Below are 18796 nucleotides of genomic sequence, written 5' to 3'. Positions count from 1 at the left end.
TTTCACAATTATCTTTTGATGTTTTTCATCGTTTAATGAATTACACCCTGTCATTATAAGAATAGTACATAGTAAGAAAAGTATTCGCTTCTTCATCCATCTACCCTCCTATCTCTTTAGTAAATAAACTCTAATTAGGTTCACACCCTGACTTTGTACTTTTCAACATATTTTTCCTTCACGAAACTTTGTTATCCCCTTCTTAAAAAGCTATAAAACGTCAACAATGTTTGTATAGACCCACACGACTTTCGTTTGATACTCTATTTATAGAAAGAAATTCCTTTAAAGAAAGGTGAGTGATTAAAATGGATACTCTTTCTCATAAAGAAGCTGATAAAGGTGCTATTGTCAGCATTATGGCCTACATATTTTTATCCTCTATGAAAATCATCATCAGTTATATTACCCTCTCTAGCGCATTACGTGCTGACGGTTTAAATAACTTAACGGATATCGGTGCTTCTTTAGCGATATTAATTGGTCTAAAAATATCTCGTAAACCTCGTGACCCAGATCATCCGTATGGGCATTCACGGGCCGAACAAATCGCATCACTTGTTGCGTCCTTCATTATGGCAACAGTCGGATTAGAAGTTGTTATTAGTGCCATTCAATCTTTCTTAAATCCGAAACAAGCAGCACCTAATGTACTCGCTGCATGGGTTGCTTTATTTTCTGCTGTCGTTATGTACTGCGTGTATTTGTATACGAAAAAAATTGCAGCACGAACAAAAAGTAAATCACTAGAAGCTGCTGCAAAAGATAATTTATCAGATGCACTCGTAAGTATCGGTACTGTAGTAGGTATTGTCGGTTCTCAGTTCCAAATGCCTATTTTAGACCCTATTGCCGCTTTAATTGTTGGTCTTATTATTTGTAAAACTGCATGGGAGATTTTCGTAGAATCTTCTCATATGCTAACAGATGGAATTGATCCTGATAAAATGGAGGAATACGCTGATGCTATTGAGCATATTGGCGGTGTGGAAAACATTGTAGATATTCGAGCACGTATGTACGGGAATCAAACGTACGTTGATATTACAATTGAAGTAGATGCTCGTATGGATGTTGGAGAAAGTCACTGTATTACCGACAACATCGAAGCTATGCTTCGCAAAAAGTTTGGAATTTACCATGCACACATTCATGTTGAGCCAATGAAAAAAGAACCTATTATGACATAGGTTCTTTTTTTATGAACGTTTTATGGAATATAACACATAAAACGAGCCAGCTACCGCCAGCTGCCCATCCTGCTAATATGTCAGATGGATAGTGCACGCCAAGATATATTCGGCTAACTGAAATAGATAATACAACAAAGCTTGCTATAAGAATAATTAGCAATTTTTTATGCAACGAAATACGATCTTCAGTAATTGTGACGTATGCAATAAATCCTAAAAAAGCCGTAGCATTCATCGTATGACCGCTCGGAAAACTATATCCAGTTGCAGTAACAAGCTGCGTAACATCAGGTCTTGCTCGTTCGTACCATAGTTTAAGCAGACTGTTTAAATAACGAGATCCGTAGTAATTAATTGTTAGAAGCAATGCACTAAGCAACTTTTTTCTAACGAGAAAATACATTACAAGAATAATGAGTAATGGGAAAAATATCCTTTTGGAACCGATAAAAGACACCCAAGTAAAATAGGTCGTCAAATAATCGTTTCGAAAGCTTTGAATAAAATGTGCGACTATATTGTCAAAATTCTCAATACAAGCGGTATGATACGAAAGTGATAATACGACAAAACAAATGAGTAACGTAAAACTTAGCAAGTATAAATGTCGATATCGTTTCACATACATAACCTCACTATGCAAAAAAATGGAGCGGTTGTTTTAGTTTTCCTCTCCATTCCTTTTTTATGCATAGTTTATTAAAAAATATAATTATTAATTTTTTGCTTCATCTCAGGGATATCTTCTCTTGTTACGGTAAAACGAATCACCTTCTCATCAAGATCAAGCGCCTCAGCGAATAATCCAGCTAAACCACGAGATTTTCTATCTACTTCCATAATAATTTCTAGTCGATCGTATGCACGTGGCAAGATTAATAATTCTAATTCATCTAATTTCCCATAATACTCTCCAGAAACTGGAATAAACTCAAATTCTTGTGCGAATGGAACTTGCTTACGTAATCGATGCGGTAATTCTTCACATTCTATATGACGTGCTTTAAACCCTAATTCATTTACACTATCTAAAACACTACTTAATAATGCATTGGGTAACACTTGAACGTAGTCGCGGTCACTTGGGTCTATACTATGTTTAATATCAAGACCTGTATGAATCCAAACCGTTTTCATATCAAGTGTAAGTGGTGCTTCAATTGGCATTGGAAAAGAAAATGGAATTTCAACTTTTTCATTCGGTTCTATAGAAAATGGTTCTGTTAAGCGTACTCGCTCTAAATCATACGTTGCTGTTACTTTTTTATCATCCACTTCTCGTACATACGACGTCGATAATGTTAAGTAAATGCTTTCAATTTGCTGGCTAACTGAACCTCCAGTTATATGAACATTTCCAACTATTTCTTCCCCAACAATATACTCATCTTTTTCAAGAACAGTATCTACCTTTGCACTCCCAATACCAACGCTTGCTAAAAACTTTTGAAACATGGAGTCTCCATCCTTTCTAAAGCAGAAGCTACATCTTGTTTTAAATCTTGTACATTCTCATAGTACGGCGTTTTTATTTGTAACATTCGCATAAGCATTTCGCGATTATAATTTTCCAAAGTTAATTCTTCGTACCATGGTTTTTCCTGTTTTTCATTAGATTCATATCCTGCATATAATAAAAATAACGAGAAATGACCGAGTGCATAAAAGTCGCTACGAAAGTGGACTTCTCGCATCAAAGCTTGTTCACCTTCGTAAGTTGTAGCTCTCTCATCACCCTCACCTTTCCATTTAGCCAATCCAAAATCAATAATACTAATTTGATTTTCTTTCATTAATATGTTTGGAATGCGTAAATCTCGGTGAATAATGCCTTCACTATGAAACACCGATACAATTTCTAATATTTCATATAAAATCTCAAAAACTTCACGTTCTGTATATACATACCCATCTATGAAAATATAATCTTCAAAATTTTTACCAGGCATGTACTCCATCACAAAGAAGCTCTTTTTCTCCCATATGAAATGATCATACAGACTAGGAATTGCATGATGATTTAATGTTTGTAAAATCATTTTCTCTTGTTCAAATGATTTTCTACCAGACTCATATCTTTGTTTACTTTGTCTTAATTGTTTTAAGACTTTATATCTATTTACTTGTAAATCATTAACGACATATGTGACCCCATAACTGCCCATTCCAATTACTGATTCAATTTTATAACGTTCTGCAACAATTGTATTTTTCCGCAGTGGTCTATCAAATAATGCTAGTACACGACGCCATTTCATCAGCTACTTGAAAAGAAGCTACGGCTTTTACGTTTTCTTTTATAATGTTGATGTCCATAACCAGATGAACGTCGTTTATAATCGCTACTTGAATACGAGCGCCCTCTACGACGGTAATCACTACTTGAATACGAACGATATTTTTTCTTTCCTAATAAAGAATCAATAATTTTTTTGAACATCCCTTCACCTCTTGAGTAAAATTTCATTTTAATTATACCAATAATTATTGACTATATTTGTGACAGGTTTGTAAAGAGTAAAAAAACGACGAGTTATGCCCGTCGTTACTTTCATTCATCCTCTTCATCAAAAACTTCATCAATCATGCATTTCTCTAATAAATACTCAAATGTAATATCTGCGAGATCTTCAATTTCTTCTCGTTTCGGGACGTACCCTCTTTCAATTAGTTGCTCATAAAAAAACTCCGCAATCTCTTCCGTATCAATCACGACTTCAATTTCCTTCATGAGCATCACTCCTTTATTTCTGTTTTATGAAAAAATCTCAAAATTATGTATATGAGATTAGAAAAATAGATTTTATTTTTTTATAGGTCATAAGCTTTGGACGAGATGCATACGATTGTAGTACAAGCTATTCAAAGGGGGAAATAATAATGGAAAATCAATATGAAGTAGGACAAACAAAAGAAGAGTTCATGCATGAAGATCAATGGGCAGACTCTCTTATAAAGTGGCTTTTTATTTTTTTAATAATTGTAGGCATACCTTATACTGCATATGTTGTTGTTCAATTTATTCTCTCTTTCTAGTTAACTATTTTTTCTCTGTCAATTTAACTAAATAATTATGAACAACATCCATTACAATTTTATATTCTTCATCTTTAAATGTATCGAACAATAATTGATAATCGTTATAAATATCAAGTAATCCATCAATGATTTCTTGACGATTCGTCTTAACACTCACTTTTTTCGAGTTGTTAATTGACTTTAACTTACCTAAATCTAATTTATTCATACCTGCTTTATCTTGTTTCAGTTTCTTCAAAATTGCATTTGCCGTTTGAGCATTGGCAAGTAACGTTAAATCTGACTCATCCGCTTCTAACCATTCACCATCCGTAATCCGTGACAATTCATAAATTGTATCTTCCCATGCGTCATTCTTATATCTCCATACTTCTGTACGAAAACCAACAATACGGAAAACATCTTTATCATATCCAGTTACTTGCACAAGATCACCAAACGTGAAATTATAATTTAATTCAATCCACTCCGTATCGCCCTTCTTCATATCTTGCTCTGTAACGTGCTGCAGCGTTTGCTCTACGTAAAAACCATCGTGATTATTGACTTCGTATACATAAACTCCATCTAAAACCTTCATATTTGTGATTTTCCCAACGGTTCCATATAGCGTAATCACGACTATGTCCCCTACGTTATATTTAGGTTGTTTTTTTCTTGCCATCTCTATCTCTCCTTTTTTTGACGTCGTGATTTTGATAACAGTATATGCAACCTACATAAAAACGCTTATCACAGAAGCTTATATTCATAAATTTTTTCAATAAAAATTATAATCTTATAAAATTTACGTTACACTCAAAAGAAAAGCTAGTAACTAGACTAGCTTCAAATCAATAAAAAAACATACAGAATACTTCACTTTAAATAAAGTAATGTATTCTGTATGTTTTCAAATAGTTTTTATCTATCTTGTATGTATAAATCCCAGGCTTCATCAAATATAGACATACTTTCTAGCATTCCGCTCAACTCTAAGTATGAACTAATTTCATCATAGTCTTCAGATTGCTTCGGAAAACTTAAATCATCATACATCGCCTCTGCTAAATCTGAAATTTCATTTCTAAATAAAGCTGCACGATGCTTCATCATATAATGGTAAAATGTCTTTTTCAAAAATATTCCCTACCTTTCTAACTTGGGTACATTATACAAGGCAAAAAAGAAAAAAACCAGCATAAAAGCTGGTTAAAAGTCGAAGTAATTTCTTTTTAATAGACGTGGTCTTCCCATTAATTCTTCATATGTTAGTTGTTTTGGTAAATCTTTCGTATAAATTAAAAATAACTGATCTTCAATTTCTTTTACTGTATGGTCTGATTGATAGTCCATCCCGCACGAGGAACAAGAAATACATGGTGTCTTTTGGATTTCAATGGCTTTCGTACCATCTGGTAATTCCCAATATACAGTATTCAAGCTTTCTTTCGCTTCTGTACTGTCACACCACATACAATTCATACTGCATCACCCTCAGTTTTTTTGTCGTTTTCTTCTAATTTAGCCATTTGTGCTTGATATTTTTTATCTTTTAATTGATCACGCTTATCACGTTTATCTTTTAAAGATGCATGAGTATCATTATCTTCGTAGTCTTTACGACGGTTCATACGCTGTAAGTCGTCTGGAACGAGGTTAAATTTCTTATCGCTCATAAGACCTGCGATACCAACATCTGAACGTTTTTCTTCGTAGTTCGGATAAATCTCTTTAAAGTATCCTTCCGCTCTTCCTGGAATATAGCTCTCTGGCTCTGGATACGTCGTAATAACACCTTCAAAGTTACGAAGTACAACTTTATCTGCACTTTGTGAGATTAAATAGTTTGGTTGAAGTGCAATTTTACCGCCTCCACCTGGCGCATCAACAACGAATGTCGGAACAGCATAACCAGATGTGTGTCCACGTAAACCTTCAATAATTTCAAGACCTTTAGATACTGGTGCACGGAAGTGACCGATACCTTCAGATAAATCACATTGATAAATGTAATATGGACGTACACGGATTTTTACTAAGTCATGCATAAGTTTTTTCATAATTGGAACGCTGTCGTTAATACCAGCTAAAATTACTGCTTGGTTTCCGACTGGAACACCAGCATTCGCTAACATTTCACATGCCTTTTTCGATTCTTCAGTAATTTCAATAGATGTATTGAAATGTGTATTTAACCATACTGGATGGTATTTTTTAATAATGTTACATAAATTTTCTGTAATACGTTGTGGGAATACTACTGGTGCTCTCGTTCCGATACGAATAATCTCAACATGCGGAATCTCTCGTAAATTTTTTAATACATATTCTAAAATTTTATCGTTAATTAGAAGTCCATCACCACCGGAGATTAATACATCTCGTACTTGTGGTGTTTCACTAATATAAGCAATCGCATCATCTAATTGTTTCTTCGGTACACCCATTCCAATTTGTCCACTAAAACGACGGCGTGTACAGTAACGACAATACATAGAACATTGATTTGTTACTAAGAATAGTACACGGTCCGGATAACGATGTGTTAGCCCTGGAACTGGTGAATCTTCATCTTCGTGAAGCGGATCTTCTAAATCATATTTTGTTTTATATAACTCTTCCGAAATCGGTACTGATTGCATCCGAATCGGACAGCGTGGATCATCAGGATTCATTAGCCAAGCATAGTACGGTGTAATGTTTAACGGGATCGTTTTCGTTGAAATTTTAACGCCCTCTTCTTCTTCAGGTGTTAAGTTAATTACTTTTCTTAAGTCATCTAACGTTTTGATCGTATTCGTTAATTGCCAAACCCAATCATTCCATTGCTCTTCAGTAACATCTTTCCATAATTCGATATCCTTCCAGTGACGATTTGGTTTGTATACATCATGTAACATTGCTATTCCCCCTTTTTATACGCTCATCCTTTATATAAGCAATAGTTATGCCAACTTTACATTGTTGATAAGTAAATGTGCGGAGAACCCTATTACATAAGCGAAAAAATATTTTTAAGCGTTGTATGAAATCAATACTTAACATTATATTCATTACTTTTTATATATGTAAACGCTCTTTTATTCGTGCAAACACACAAAAACCGCCGATTATTCGGCGGTTTTGTCGTACTTGCTCAGTTTATATTGAAGCGTTTGACGAGGGATACCTAACATTTTTGCGGCTTGTAATATATTCCCTTCCGTTTCAATCAACGCTTGATCTATTAATTCTTTTTCTGTTTGATGAAGTGCTTCTCTAAGTGGCAATATGCTCTTCTTCTTCGGAAGATTCTCTTTCCGAAATGTACGCGGTAAACAATTAGCTGTTAATGTATTACCTTCTGCAATTATGACAGCATGTTCAATCGTATGTTTTAACTCCCGGACATTTCCAGGCCACTGATAAGCTTGCAGTCTATCTTTCGCTTCCTCATCAATTTGAAGTACACCTTTTTTATAACTTTTATTATATTCTTTCAAAAAATAAGATGCTAATAATAGTACATCCTCAGTTCTTTCACGAAGCGGTGGGATATATAATGAAAATACGTTTAAGCGATAATATAAATCAGTGCGAATTTTATTCTCTCGTAAACATATTTCTGGAGGCTGGTTCATTGCGGTAATAACGCGAACATCTACTTTTCTCGTCTTATTATCACCAATTCTTCTAATGACTCCATCTTCTAACACTCGTAACATTTTTGCCTGCAAATCAAGAGGCATTGAATTCAGTTCATCTAAAAATAATGTACCACCATCAACAAGTTCAAATAGCCCAGCTCTTTCAATCGCTCCTGTATAGCTTCCTTTTGTCGTTCCAAACAATAAACTTTCTAATAACGACTCTGGTAAAGCTGCACAGTTTTGTGCAATAAATGGCTTGTTTTTTCTTTTAGAAGCTTCATGAATTGCTTGTACGAACAGTTCTTTTCCTGTTCCTGTTTCACCATATATTAAAACATTTGCGTCTGTTGGTGCTACTTTTTGTGCTAGCTCTTTCGTCTGTTTAAACCGCGTATCATTTGTCACTATCGTCTCAAATGCAGCATGCTTTTTAATCAATTTTTTTCTAGATGACCGTTTTATTTTCGACTGTAAATCAACAATTGTGTCAGTAAGTTTTTGAATTGTAGAGTAATCCTTTGCAATTTCAACAGCCCCGGCAATATTTCCATCTATAAAAATAGGTAACGTCGTATTTACTGTACAAACATCTTCACCATTTAAATTTTGATAATGCTGTACTTGATGTACGATAGGTTTTTTTGTATCTAATACTTTCATCAATGTACTCGTTTCCCTTGATAAAGACGGGAACACTTCTAACAAATGCTTCCCTAACACTTTTTCAATCTTGGATCCATCGTGTTTTGCAGCTACAGAGTTATAAAATATTGTAATTCCATTTTCATCTACAGCGTGTATAGCCTCATCAATGCTGCCCAAAATCGCTTCAATGACTTCTTGTGTCGAAACTGCTAGCAATGTCATCCCCCCTTTTGCCGAAAATCCAGCAATTACATGCCGGATTTTCGGCATACCTATGTGCGATTGTAAGCATGACGATTCCGTTCTATAATTTTGATCAATTTTATATTTTAATTAGTACGGCTTTTTCGAACACCCAGCTCCACCTAACTATTTTGCTTTACAGCCGAATTTTGAGGCGGAATTTTTACTGCTTTCGAATAGCTAGATAAATCTTTCACCCATATATTCATATCTTCCAACTTATCGAAAATGTAGCAATTATTCGCCAGTCTTCCTGTATACGTATAGCCTAATTGATGAAATGCAGCATTCATTCCGAAAGAAAGCGATCGAGCAATTGTATAGGAACAGAAAATAGATTTTTCTCGGAGCTCTTCCTCTAATTTAATTAGTAAACTTTTCATAAATCCATGTTTACGATATTCAGGTAAAGTAGCACAATTTGTTAATTCTGCATTCCCTTCTTTTATATTCATTTCTGCAGATGCTGTACTAATAATTTCCCCCTCAAATTCATACACGTAGTAAATTGTATCGTCTTCTTTCATCGTCTGTAATACATAACTCGCTTCATTTAAAGGTGTCGGATACACTTCAAATACTTTTCCGAATACAGTTGCTAATTCTTCTGCATCTTCTTCAGTCGCTTTTCTCAGCAGAAATTTCTCTGGAACTACTTTTTCTTTTATTTCTTTTCCTTTTACACCGCTTAATATAGTATCTTCCTCAGTCCAATGCATACTATTTCGTCTTTCATCATTATTATATTTCACAAAAAAGTATGCATCGTGTCCTTGAAAATAATGAGGTATCGTTGCTTCCAACAAAAAACCGAAAGAGAGCCATGTTGAAACATGCTCTCCCTTTCCTTTAATAATACATTTAGTGAAAGAATGTTTCTCTGCTAGTTCGTCAATTGTCTGTATAATACTTTCAACATTTCCTGTATAGTGGTCTACTCGGATACGTTTATTAAAATAATCTAAAACGCCTTCTACTGTATAACAATTCGTCTGTTCTCTAAAAGATTCATAGTATTTCATTTTTTCACCTCACACCAATCTAGTAATGTACATGCAATAATTTTTGCGGCAGCTATCATTTTATCAACTTCTATATACTCGTTTGGATAGTGTGCTACTTTTGTCTCTCCTGGACCAAATACTATAGTTGGTACACCTGAGATTTGTGTAAATAAACCTCCATCAGTCCCCCAAGGAGATGCTTCAATAATTGGTTCGTTCCCTTCGATTTCAACAAAGTTATGATGAAGTGCGGTAATAAGTTCATGATTTTCTTCTAATTCACCAGGAACCCATCTCGCTCCAAACCATTCTACTTCTACTGGATTTTCAACAAACCAATTGTCCACATCATTTAATTCAGCAATCCAATTCTCAAATTCTTCTTTTGCCGCCTCTATAGTCTCATTCGGCGCAACACCGCATCTTCCTTCTAAAATTAATTCATCGGGAACAGAACTTGGCCAACTCCCTCCTTCAATTTTCCCAATGTTAATTGGAATTGGAATCGGAATTCCTTTAAATAACGGATCTGTGATTCGACTATTTCTTTTCTCCTCTAGCTTTCTTACATGTTCTATAACAAACATACTTTTTTCAATTGCACTAACCCCTTCATAACGCGTTCCACCGTGTGCTGCTTTCCCTTTTACACGTAGACGAAACCACATGGAACCTTGTTGTTTCGGGAAAAACTTCATATTAGTAGGTTCTGGAATAATGACACCATCTGCCTTATATCCTCGTAATATAGTTGCTAATGTCCCTGCTCCGCCACTTTCCTCTTCTATTACACTTTGAAAATAGATGTCTCCTTTTAATTCAATGCTAGATTCAATAATCGCTTCCATCGCAAGCATGAGTGCGACATTTCCGCCTTTCATATCCGTCGTTCCACGGCCATATATACGATTTCCTATTCTCTCACCACTATAAGGATGATGTTCCCACTGATTCACATCCCCTTCCGGAACTACATCAATATGCCCATTTAATATCATAGATTTCCCGTCGCCACTTCCTTTTAAAGTTGCTACAATATTTGGGCTATCTGAAAAACTTGTACGGGGTGATACAAAATAAGGATGACCTTTCATTTTAGAAAAAGAAGGCTCCCAAATATCGAGGTCTAAACCTAATTCACGTAATTTTTCAATCACAATCGCCTGCGCACCGCTTTCATCACCAGATACGCTCTTTTCTTGAATTAATCGCTTTAAAAATTTTACACTTTCTTCTTCATGACTCTCAATATAATCACAAACTTGCTTTTTTAATTGCTCCACATATTACATCTCCCTTCATTCAATTACTAGTAAGTTAGAACTAATTTGAAAATCAGCTTCTGTATGTCGTTTTACATCTTCTACTGTGTATGGACTCATTAATTCTTGTAATATAAGTCCACTCGGAGTTACCTCCATGACCGCCATATCAGTAATAATTAAATCTACACATTTCTTTGAAGTTAATGGCAATGTACACTCTGAAACAATTTTTGCATTTCCATACTTATCAACATGATTCATCACAACAACGACCCGCTTCGCCTTTTGTGCTAAATCCATTGCTCCACCAATGCCTGGAACACGTTTTCCAGGTACAATCCAGTTTGCTAAATCACCATTTTCACTTACCTGTAATGAACCAAGAATCGTTATATCTAGCAAACCTTTTCGAATCATACCAAACGCTGTACAGCTATCGAAATAACTCGCTCCTGTTATAAGAGAAGTTGGTAAACCTGCTGCGTTACACAAATTTTCATCTTCATTCCCTTTACTTGGTGTTGGTCCCATTCCGACGATTCCATTTTCCGCATGAAACATAACATTTATATCGTCAGGCAAATGATTTGGTACAAGCGATGGTATGCCAATACCTAAATTTACAATCATGCCATTTTGTATTTCTTTCGCCGCTCGCCTAGCAATCTTATCTCTCACTTCTACGCCCATACCCATTTCCAGTTCACTCCTTCCGACGGTACAATATAATTTACGAAAACACCTGGAACGACGATTTCCTCTGGATCTAAACTTCCTAGCGGGACTATTTCTTCTGCTTCTACAATTGTTATATCCCCAGCCATTGCTACGTGAGGATTCATATTTCGTGCACTTTTGTCAAAAACAAGGTTACCAAACGGATCTGACTTTTTCGCATATACAATTGAAACTTCAGCAGTTAATGCTGTTTCAACTAAATATGTCTTACCATTCATTTCAACCGTTCGTTTTCCCTCTTCCACAATCGTATCAACACCTACATCAACTAAAACACCACCAAGACCAACACCACCAGCACGAATGCGCTCTGCTAATGTTCCCTGCGGAGAAAACTCAATTTGTAATCTTCCCTCGTTTAGTTGCCTTCCTGCATTTGGGTTGGAGCCAATGTGAGAAGTAATTAGTGATTTAACTCTTTCATTTGTAACAAGACGACCGATACCTACATCAGGAAATCCAGTGTCATTTCCAACCAAATTTAAATTTGTAACGCCTTTTTCTAAAATTGCCTGTATTAAAGATGGAGGGGATCCAATCCCTCCAAATCCCCCAAACATTAATGTCATATCATCATGGAACAAAGAAATTACTTCCTCAATTTCTTTTAATTTACCGAATGTATTTGTAATAGTTGTCATGCGATACTATGCCCTCCTTTTTGCATCATCTCTTCCACACTTTTAGAGAAAATTGAAAGTAATTCATCTAACTCGGAATATGTAGTTGTCATTGGCGGTGCTACTAGCAGTGCACTATCTTCTTTTCCTGCTTGCCCTGAAACTGCTTGGTATAAAAGCAGGCCATTTTTAGCTGCAACCGAAATAAGCTCCGACGCTTTTGTAAACGGTTGCAATTCTACTCCAATTAGCAACCCTTTTCCGCGCACATCAGCAATGATTGTCGATTGTTGTTGAACTTTCTGTAAGCCTTTTATTAAATATTCTCCCTTTTCTGCTGTTTTTTCAGGGAGATTATGTTTCTCCATATATTCAATAACAGCTAAAGCCGTTGCTGCAGACAATGGATTTGCACTTAACGTATGACCGCTCATTACTGAACGTGATCCACGTAATATTGGTTCCATAACACGATCACTTACAACTGTCGCTGCCATCGGTGTATATCCCGCTCCTAGCCCTTTACCAAGTGTCATAATATCAGGTTCTACACCCCAATGCTCCATCGCAAACCATGCTCCCGTACGACCAAGCCCAGTCATTACTTCATCCGCAATAAATAAAATATCGTAATGGTTGCAAATATCTTTAATGACTTTATAATAGTCTTTTGGCGGAACAACCGCGCCTCCAGCTGCTCCGATAATCGGCTCAGCAATAAAAGCAGCAATATGCTCTGCACCAATTCTTTCAATTGATCTTTCTAATTCAGTCGCACATGCCAGCTGACAAGTTGGATATACCTTTTGAACAGGACACCTGAAACAATATGGAGCTGGTATAGTCGGATAATCTTCCAAAATAGATACGAAACGTTGTCTACGTAGTGGGTGACCAGACATCGATAACGCACCCATCGTAATACCGTGATAACTCATCCATCTCGATAAAATTTTATGCTTACCTTGAATACCTCGCTCTTGAAAATGCTGAATTGCAATTTTCATAGCTGTTTCATTTGCTTCCGTACCACTATTTACAAAGAAACTCCAGTTCAAATCTCCTACACTTAAATCACTTAACTTCTTCGCTAATTTTTCAGCTGGTTCACTCGTAAACTGTGATCTATAAACAAAAGCAATCTCCTCAGCTTGCTTTTTAATAACGTCTGCAATCTCCTTTACGCCATGCCCAATACCTGCCGTAATTGCTCCTGACGAACCATCAAAATATTTATTACCATTTTGATCATACAAATAAACACCTTTTCCATGTGAAATCATTGGATACGGCTGACCAACAAGTGGTTTAATTAAGTAATCGCGCATAGCGCTCCCCCATTTCTCCAATTTGTATATATATATGAAGAAAATTGACGTTTCTTTCATAAAAAAGAATCCTCTGCAAAAGCAGTGAATTTATCAAAAAACTATTATAAAATATACAAATGAGTGCTTAAAAATACCTATAAAACAGAAAATTCAGAACTTAAAAATGAAGACCAACCCTTTTCTATACGCCCAAGTAACCCTCCCTTTTATATGAAATGACTACATCACCAAATGTTTTTATAGCATAATGCCAGCTGCCCTCAAATGCCGACATTCTGTACACTTCGACGGAACTCCCGTTAAACTCCTTCCTATTATCCTACTTTAAATTGCATATTTTAAAACAAATTTCGACAACGCTACACCTTTCTAATCAGTTCAGATTCATATTTAATATGTAAATTTTTCATTTTTAAACTATAAAAAAAGAACCGATTAACCACATTAATCAGTTCGTCATGACGCTCTCTTATGGGTTAATACTGTCAATTGCTAAAATAAATAGAAAAATCAAGTTTACAAATTCATCCTACAGCCTATAACACAAAACCTTTTCATAACTTCATTCACAATTACTATCAGGATATCCCTATCCCGAAGTGGCACCCCTTTCCTCAGATTCAAACTACCTTTCCTTTATAATTTATGTAGGACAATTATCACTTTGTATGTGTATTTGCCTATAATTAAAAAAAACCCTAGTTTTCTAGCGATTGCTGGACATGTATTCAATATGTTATTGAAATGCACTTTCAATTTGGCATTTATTTTACTTTCGTGCAATCATATGTACTGCTTTACTCTGCAAAATACTCGTAAGCACAAGCACCTCTTTATGACAACATATTTGTTGTAAATTTTTAATTTTCCCCTTTATAAAATCATTTTTTCGCATAACCGCTTTCTTGCTTCGCATATAATTTTAATGATGACAAAGGAGGAATGTTCATGTCTCAATCTGAAATTGAAAAATATGGACAAGAAGTTACGCAATACGAACAGCTCGCACGTTACTATCAGTTTCGTAATCCTAAAAAATATATAGAATTATATATGAAATATTGCGATGCACTTTCAAAACTTGTACAGGCGCATGAAACAAGGGATTCACAAGAAGCTACTTTACCGTCACATATAAGAATTTTTCATGCCGATCCAAATATACCGGCGGTTGACATTTTAGTAAACGGACAAAAAGTTATTAAAAATATTTCATTTAAGCAATTCAGCCCTTATTTATCATTAGTACAAGGTAAATACCGTATAGATATTGTCCCTGTCGGAAATGAAACTCCAATCTTTTCAGCATTGGTACCAATAATGGGAAATCATACTTATACTCTTGCTGCAATAAATAGTGATAATCACCTACAATTACAACCTATACTTGATAATACACATTTACCAGCTGGTCAAGCCAAAATACGCTTTGCACATTTCTCTCCAGATACCCCTGTTGTAAATGTCGATTTAAAAGATGGAGATCATTTATTTGAAAATGTACTCTTTAAACAGATAACAGATTTTTTGCAAGTTAGCCCCGGTACAGCGGATATTGAAATTTCACTCGCAAATAATAAAAACGTTTTATTGACTATACCGAAATTCAATGTTGAACCAAATGTTATTTATACAATTTCAATAGTAGGTTATTCAACTAAAGATCCTAAATTAGAAGCCGTTATACTCACAAATTAAAACAGTCTACACCATTCATTTGGTGTAGACTGTTTATTTTTGAAATGCAATTTGAAATTCTGTCCAATCGTTATCTGATCGACACATAATGGACCCATTATGTTTTTCCACAATTTGTTTACATACAAATAAGCCAATACCAGTTCCTAACTTTTTAGTAGTTACAAACGGTTCAAAAATCGTTTCTACATTTTCAGCTGGAATCATTGGTCCATTATTTTTTATCACAATTCGAATAGCTTGATCTTCTTCAAATACATCAATGATAATTTTTCGTTCTTCTTTCATTGATTCAAGAGCATCAATTGAATTCATTAATATGTTTAAAAATACTTGTCTCACTTCACTTCGATAACCAACAAGCGGAATTGGATACGGTAAATTCTTTTCAATTGAAACATTCGCATTGACCAAACTCGGATATAAGAATTGTATAATGTCTTGAAACAAGTCATTAAGCCAAAACCGTTCCGATTCATTCCACATTTCTTTTTTCGATACGAGTAAAAATTGCGAAATACGAAAATTTAATTGATCTAATTCATGCGAAATAATATCTAAATACGATAAACTCGGATGATCTGCCTTTAATAGTTTGACAAATCCCATAATGGAAGTAAGCGGATTACGAAATTCATGTACAAAACTAGCTGACATTTGCCCTAAAATCGTCAGCCTTTCTTTATGTGTTTCATTAATATATTGCTGTTTTTCCTCTAAATTCTTCGATATAATTTCCGAGTATTTTAAAACGGTATAATAAATTAATTTGTCAAAACAAGTATGTATTTTTTCCATAATTGGTTTCAATTCACGAGCGCTAACATCTAATTCACACATCGCTTCGAAAAGTTCATTTCTTCCCACGTTTGCGTTATAAACAAAATCTCCAATATTCGCATCTGCTCCAGCACGTTCAATAGCAATTTTCTCGCATAACGGTTGAAGATAATTTATATCTTTATCTTCCATAGTAAGTTCGATAATCAACTCTAGTAAATCCTCTCCATTTTGAACTACTTCTAGTTTAAATGGATCTTTTTCGGAAATTATCATTTTGTTTTTCCAGTTCTCTACGAATTGGTGCCTATTGTTTTTCAAGTGTGAACAAAATATTTCTTTAATATCCTTATCGATTGGAAAAACCTCCATTCCCTCCATTTCCATACGACGAATACCCTTTATATTTTGAATATTAACACAAAAAAGATGATTCGTTAATAGATTTTTGTCACATTTTGTTAATTTCTGTTGATAAAATTATTTTTTTCTTTCTTATTTAACTAATTGTATGCAAATACCCTTTTTCCTTCAAACATTTTCATTATTTCCGTAGTCAACACGACTTTTTTTGCATCATTTTTAATTCTTGCGTACAATAGAAAATGAAAGGTGTGAAAAATATGGTAAATAAAAATGTGGAAGATTATCTCCAAGAAGGCATTTACGGCCAAAAGCAAAACAAACCAGAAGAACGTAATATGTATTTAACTACATTACGTGAGCGTGTAGAAATCGCTTTAACGATCGGTCAAGTAATGCAAAGTAATGTATACTCTGAAGTGGCGGGTAGCATGCGCTCTTCTCAATCATTACAACTCCTCCTAAATGGTGGCATTGCTTACCCACATTTATCAAAATACATTAAATTAGCAAACGAAAAAAATGTTCCTTTTACAATTGTTCAAAATAAAGATACAAAAACACCAATCGGTTTAGTATTAACTCATGCTACTGCTGTAGATAAAGAACAAATTTATGTAGAAGATACTATTTTCAAACAAGAAATGAAGTAAAAGTTACACTTAATTAAATAGTTACTAGAAGCGTAAAAAACGAGTATGGAATCGTAAACATTTCCTACTCGTTTTTTTAGCGCAAAGTTTAAGTTTTTCTAATTTATTTTTTAATACATACTAATTTCATTTCTGTCATTTCTTCTATTGCATATTTAATTCCTTCGCGCCCCGTGCCACTTTCTTTCACACCACCATAAGGCATATGATCTACTCTGAACGTTGGAATATCATAAATCATGACACCACCAACCTCTAACTCATCGATTGCACGCATTGCTTTAAATAAATTATTTGTAAATACTCCTGCCTGTAAGCCGTAACGCGAATTATTTACTTGCTCAATCGCTTCATCAAATTCTTTAAATGTATTTACTGTCATGAGTGGACCGAATACTTCTTGGCACTGCACAGATACATGATTTGGAACATTTGTTAATACAGTCGGTTCAAAAATTCTTGCATCCCGCTTCTTACCACCGTGTAAAATAGTTGCTCCTTCCTTGATTGCTTCTTGAACCCACATATCAATTCGCTCTACATCTTTTTTTGAAATTAAAGCTGATACATCCGTTTCTTCAAGCAGTGGATCACCAACAACTACTGATTCCATCGCTTTCTTTAGCTTCGAAAGAAATTCATGCATTTTCGTTTCATGTACAAAAACACGTTGTACGGAAATACAAACTTGCCCATTATTAACAAATGCTCCCCATTTTACACGTTCAATGATTTCATCTGTTAACTCTACATCTTCATCAATTATAACAGCAGCATTTGATCCTAGTTCTAACGTAACTCGTTTTAACCCAGCCTTTTGTTTTATTCCGATTCCAACTTTTGGACTTCCGGTAAAAGTAATAGAAGCAACATAATCATTTTTAACGATTGCCTCACCCACCGTGGAGCCAGGACCAGAAATGATATTTAAAGCTCCATTTGGCAATCCTGCCTCTTCAAATAACTCAACTAATGCATAAGATGATAATGGCGTTTGATCAGCTGGCTTTAACACAACTGTATTTCCGGCAGCAATTGCAGGTCCAACTTTATGCGCAACTAAATTTAATGGGAAATTAAATGGTGTAATAGCCCCTATTACACCAATCGGCTTTCGGATTGTATATGCAATACGCCCATCCGCACCAGGTGCGGCGTCTAATGGCAATGTCTCACCATATATACGCTTCGCTTCTTCAGCTGCAAATTTGTATGTTTGAACAGTACGATCCACTTCTCCCCTAGCAGCACGTATTGGTTTTGCAGCTTCTTTTGCAATAATCTCTGCAAATTCTTCTCTTCTTTCATCCATTTTTTGTGCAACCTTCTCTAAAATAATCGCACGATCATATGCGGATAATTTATTCATTTTTGTCATTGCATTTTTTGCAGCAATAACAGCCTCTTTTACATCTTCTTCCGTTCCTTGTGCAATTTCTGCTAATATTTCTTCAGAATATGGTGCGTATAATGGTTTATACGTGTTTACAGATTTCCAATCTCCATTTATATATAAATGCTTTTTCATACTTCTTCTCCTTCCAAATATATGTATACAACAATAATTCACCTAGTGAAAGGTCTGGCTTATGTCATTGTATCATAGCCCCTAT

The 18796-nt window shown here is 35.0% G+C and carries 21 protein-coding genes; 4 read left to right on the top strand and 17 right to left on the bottom strand.

Annotation, left to right across the window (positions count from 1 at the left end):
* Window positions 1-308 precede the first annotated feature (308 nt).
* Window positions 309-1190 (top strand): cation diffusion facilitator family transporter, encoded by an 882-nt coding sequence (locus NZ044_RS11405; protein WP_000380385.1) that lies wholly within the window; start codon window positions 309-311, stop codon window positions 1188-1190.
* Here the strand turns inward: NZ044_RS11405 and NZ044_RS11400 are convergent.
* The 5 genes from NZ044_RS11400 to NZ044_RS11380 form a co-directional block, all read right to left on the bottom strand.
* On the bottom strand, window positions 1180-1815 hold the full coding sequence (locus tag NZ044_RS11400) for a phosphatase PAP2 family protein (protein WP_002082842.1): 636 nt from the start codon (window positions 1813-1815) through the stop codon (window positions 1180-1182). The two genes, NZ044_RS11405 and NZ044_RS11400, sit on opposite strands and share 11 nt — an antisense overlap.
* A 77-nt stretch (window positions 1816-1892) precedes the next feature.
* Complete coding sequence (locus tag NZ044_RS11395) at window positions 1893-2648, bottom strand: sporulation protein (RefSeq protein WP_000486635.1); 756 nt, start codon at window positions 2646-2648, stop codon at window positions 1893-1895.
* Window positions 2630-3451, bottom strand: a complete 822-nt coding sequence (locus NZ044_RS11390; RefSeq protein ID WP_000872072.1) for a serine/threonine protein kinase — start codon at window positions 3449-3451, stop codon at window positions 2630-2632. The genes NZ044_RS11395 and NZ044_RS11390 overlap by 19 nt, the downstream gene beginning before the upstream one ends.
* Entirely contained in the window at window positions 3451-3633 is a 183-nt protein-coding gene (locus NZ044_RS11385; protein WP_000473371.1) for a hypothetical protein, read from the bottom strand. The genes NZ044_RS11390 and NZ044_RS11385 overlap by 1 nt, the downstream gene beginning before the upstream one ends.
* A gap of 111 nt (window positions 3634-3744) precedes the next feature.
* On the bottom strand, window positions 3745-3924 hold the full coding sequence (locus NZ044_RS11380; protein ID WP_000658451.1) for a YozD family protein: 180 nt from the start codon (window positions 3922-3924) through the stop codon (window positions 3745-3747).
* Between the two features lie 149 nt (window positions 3925-4073).
* On the opposite strand from NZ044_RS11380, the gene NZ044_RS11375 reads away from it, so the two are divergent.
* Complete coding sequence (locus NZ044_RS11375; RefSeq protein WP_000431485.1) at window positions 4074-4229, top strand: DUF3930 family protein; 156 nt, start codon at window positions 4074-4076, stop codon at window positions 4227-4229.
* A gap of 4 nt (window positions 4230-4233) precedes the next feature.
* On the opposite strand, the gene NZ044_RS11370 is transcribed toward NZ044_RS11375, so the two are convergent.
* From NZ044_RS11370 to NZ044_RS11325, 10 genes are all read right to left on the bottom strand, one after another.
* Window positions 4234-4896, bottom strand: coding sequence for a hypothetical protein (locus NZ044_RS11370; protein WP_000101498.1), 663 nt, complete (start codon window positions 4894-4896; stop codon window positions 4234-4236).
* Between the two features lie 239 nt (window positions 4897-5135).
* Window positions 5136-5351: a YozE family protein gene (locus tag NZ044_RS11365; RefSeq protein WP_000750717.1), complete on the bottom strand. Its 216-nt coding sequence runs from the start codon at window positions 5349-5351 to the stop codon at window positions 5136-5138.
* Between the two features lie 72 nt (window positions 5352-5423).
* A complete protein-coding gene (locus NZ044_RS11360) occupies window positions 5424-5696 on the bottom strand; it encodes a YokU family protein (protein WP_000995766.1) in 273 nt (90 codons plus the stop codon).
* Window positions 5693-7114 (bottom strand): lysine 2,3-aminomutase, encoded by a 1422-nt coding sequence (ablA, locus tag NZ044_RS11355; RefSeq protein WP_000902145.1) that lies wholly within the window; start codon window positions 7112-7114, stop codon window positions 5693-5695. The genes NZ044_RS11360 and ablA overlap by 4 nt, the downstream gene beginning before the upstream one ends.
* A gap of 210 nt (window positions 7115-7324) precedes the next feature.
* Window positions 7325-8710 (bottom strand): arginine utilization transcriptional regulator RocR, encoded by a 1386-nt coding sequence (gene rocR, locus NZ044_RS11350; RefSeq protein ID WP_014895234.1) that lies wholly within the window; start codon window positions 8708-8710, stop codon window positions 7325-7327.
* A gap of 143 nt (window positions 8711-8853) precedes the next feature.
* Window positions 8854-9753 (bottom strand): putative beta-lysine N-acetyltransferase, encoded by a 900-nt coding sequence (gene ablB, locus NZ044_RS11345; protein WP_000878599.1) that lies wholly within the window; start codon window positions 9751-9753, stop codon window positions 8854-8856.
* Window positions 9750-11018, bottom strand: a complete 1269-nt coding sequence (locus NZ044_RS11340; protein ID WP_000436696.1) for a peptidase — start codon at window positions 11016-11018, stop codon at window positions 9750-9752. Before NZ044_RS11340 ends, ablB begins: the two co-directional genes overlap by 4 nt.
* Before the next feature lie 15 nt (window positions 11019-11033).
* The gene (locus NZ044_RS11335; RefSeq protein WP_000525278.1) at window positions 11034-11696 is read right to left on the bottom strand and encodes a CoA transferase subunit B; all 663 of its coding nucleotides are present in this window, start codon (window positions 11694-11696) and stop codon (window positions 11034-11036) included.
* Window positions 11681-12379: an acetate CoA-transferase subunit alpha gene (atoD, locus tag NZ044_RS11330; RefSeq protein WP_000208111.1), complete on the bottom strand. Its 699-nt coding sequence runs from the start codon at window positions 12377-12379 to the stop codon at window positions 11681-11683. The genes NZ044_RS11335 and atoD overlap by 16 nt, the downstream gene beginning before the upstream one ends.
* The gene (locus NZ044_RS11325; RefSeq protein ID WP_001205879.1) at window positions 12376-13686 is read right to left on the bottom strand and encodes an aspartate aminotransferase family protein; all 1311 of its coding nucleotides are present in this window, start codon (window positions 13684-13686) and stop codon (window positions 12376-12378) included. The genes atoD and NZ044_RS11325 overlap by 4 nt, the downstream gene beginning before the upstream one ends.
* A gap of 951 nt (window positions 13687-14637) precedes the next feature.
* Here NZ044_RS11325 and NZ044_RS11320 point away from each other — a divergent pair.
* Window positions 14638-15387 (top strand): DUF4397 domain-containing protein, encoded by a 750-nt coding sequence (locus tag NZ044_RS11320; protein ID WP_000083279.1) that lies wholly within the window; start codon window positions 14638-14640, stop codon window positions 15385-15387.
* A gap of 33 nt (window positions 15388-15420) precedes the next feature.
* On the opposite strand, the gene NZ044_RS11315 is transcribed toward NZ044_RS11320, so the two are convergent.
* Window positions 15421-16554, bottom strand: a complete 1134-nt coding sequence (locus NZ044_RS11315) for a BA2291 family sporulation histidine kinase (RefSeq protein ID WP_340949749.1) — start codon at window positions 16552-16554, stop codon at window positions 15421-15423.
* A 236-nt stretch (window positions 16555-16790) separates the two neighbouring features.
* Here NZ044_RS11315 and NZ044_RS11310 point away from each other — a divergent pair, with 236 nt between their 5' ends.
* A complete protein-coding gene (locus NZ044_RS11310) occupies window positions 16791-17183 on the top strand; it encodes a YueI family protein (RefSeq protein ID WP_000247560.1) in 393 nt (130 codons plus the stop codon).
* Window positions 17184-17286: 103 nt separating this feature from the next.
* Here NZ044_RS11310 and NZ044_RS11305 read toward each other — a convergent pair whose 3' ends face one another.
* A complete protein-coding gene (locus NZ044_RS11305) occupies window positions 17287-18711 on the bottom strand; it encodes an aldehyde dehydrogenase family protein (protein ID WP_098505735.1) in 1425 nt (474 codons plus the stop codon).
* Window positions 18712-18796: the final 85 nt, after the last annotated feature.

This window comes from Bacillus sp. FSL K6-1338, from assembly GCF_038006965.1.
GTDB classification, from domain to species: Bacteria; Bacillota; Bacilli; order Bacillales; family Bacillaceae_G; genus Bacillus_A; species Bacillus_A thuringiensis_S.
The sequence above is the reverse complement of the archived record's forward strand: the minus strand, read 5'-3'. Positions and strand labels throughout refer to the sequence as shown.

What these genes read in the sequence shown, in the direction of transcription:
- NZ044_RS11405 (WP_000380385.1), top strand. Translation starts at nt 309, where the DNA reads ATGGATACTCTTTCTCATAAAGAAGCTGATAAAGGTGCTATTGTCAGC.
- NZ044_RS11395 (WP_000486635.1), bottom strand. Translation starts at nt 2,648, where the DNA reads ATGTTTCAAAAGTTTTTAGCAAGCGTTGGTATTGGGAGTGCAAAGGTA.
- NZ044_RS11390 (WP_000872072.1), bottom strand. Translation starts at nt 3,451, where the DNA reads ATGAAATGGCGTCGTGTACTAGCATTATTTGATAGACCACTGCGGAAA.
- NZ044_RS11385 (WP_000473371.1), bottom strand. Translation starts at nt 3,633, where the DNA reads ATGTTCAAAAAAATTATTGATTCTTTATTAGGAAAGAAAAAATATCGT.
- NZ044_RS11380 (WP_000658451.1), bottom strand. Translation starts at nt 3,924, where the DNA reads ATGAAGGAAATTGAAGTCGTGATTGATACGGAAGAGATTGCGGAGTTT.
- NZ044_RS11375 (WP_000431485.1), top strand. Translation starts at nt 4,074, where the DNA reads ATGGAAAATCAATATGAAGTAGGACAAACAAAAGAAGAGTTCATGCAT.
- NZ044_RS11370 (WP_000101498.1), bottom strand. Translation starts at nt 4,896, where the DNA reads ATGGCAAGAAAAAAACAACCTAAATATAACGTAGGGGACATAGTCGTG.
- NZ044_RS11360 (WP_000995766.1), bottom strand. Translation starts at nt 5,696, where the DNA reads ATGAATTGTATGTGGTGTGACAGTACAGAAGCGAAAGAAAGCTTGAAT.
- ablA (WP_000902145.1), bottom strand. Translation starts at nt 7,114, where the DNA reads ATGTTACATGATGTATACAAACCAAATCGTCACTGGAAGGATATCGAA.
- rocR (WP_014895234.1), bottom strand. Translation starts at nt 8,710, where the DNA reads ATGACATTGCTAGCAGTTTCGACACAAGAAGTCATTGAAGCGATTTTG.
- ablB (WP_000878599.1), bottom strand. Translation starts at nt 9,753, where the DNA reads ATGAAATACTATGAATCTTTTAGAGAACAGACGAATTGTTATACAGTA.
- NZ044_RS11335 (WP_000525278.1), bottom strand. Translation starts at nt 11,696, where the DNA reads ATGGGTATGGGCGTAGAAGTGAGAGATAAGATTGCTAGGCGAGCGGCG.
- atoD (WP_000208111.1), bottom strand. Translation starts at nt 12,379, where the DNA reads ATGACAACTATTACAAATACATTCGGTAAATTAAAAGAAATTGAGGAA.
- NZ044_RS11325 (WP_001205879.1), bottom strand. Translation starts at nt 13,686, where the DNA reads ATGCGCGATTACTTAATTAAACCACTTGTTGGTCAGCCGTATCCAATG.
- NZ044_RS11320 (WP_000083279.1), top strand. Translation starts at nt 14,638, where the DNA reads ATGTCTCAATCTGAAATTGAAAAATATGGACAAGAAGTTACGCAATAC.
- NZ044_RS11315 (WP_340949749.1), bottom strand. Translation starts at nt 16,554, where the DNA reads ATGGAAATGGAGGGAATGGAGGTTTTTCCAATCGATAAGGATATTAAA.
- NZ044_RS11310 (WP_000247560.1), top strand. Translation starts at nt 16,791, where the DNA reads ATGGTAAATAAAAATGTGGAAGATTATCTCCAAGAAGGCATTTACGGC.
- NZ044_RS11305 (WP_098505735.1), bottom strand. Translation starts at nt 18,711, where the DNA reads ATGAAAAAGCATTTATATATAAATGGAGATTGGAAATCTGTAAACACG.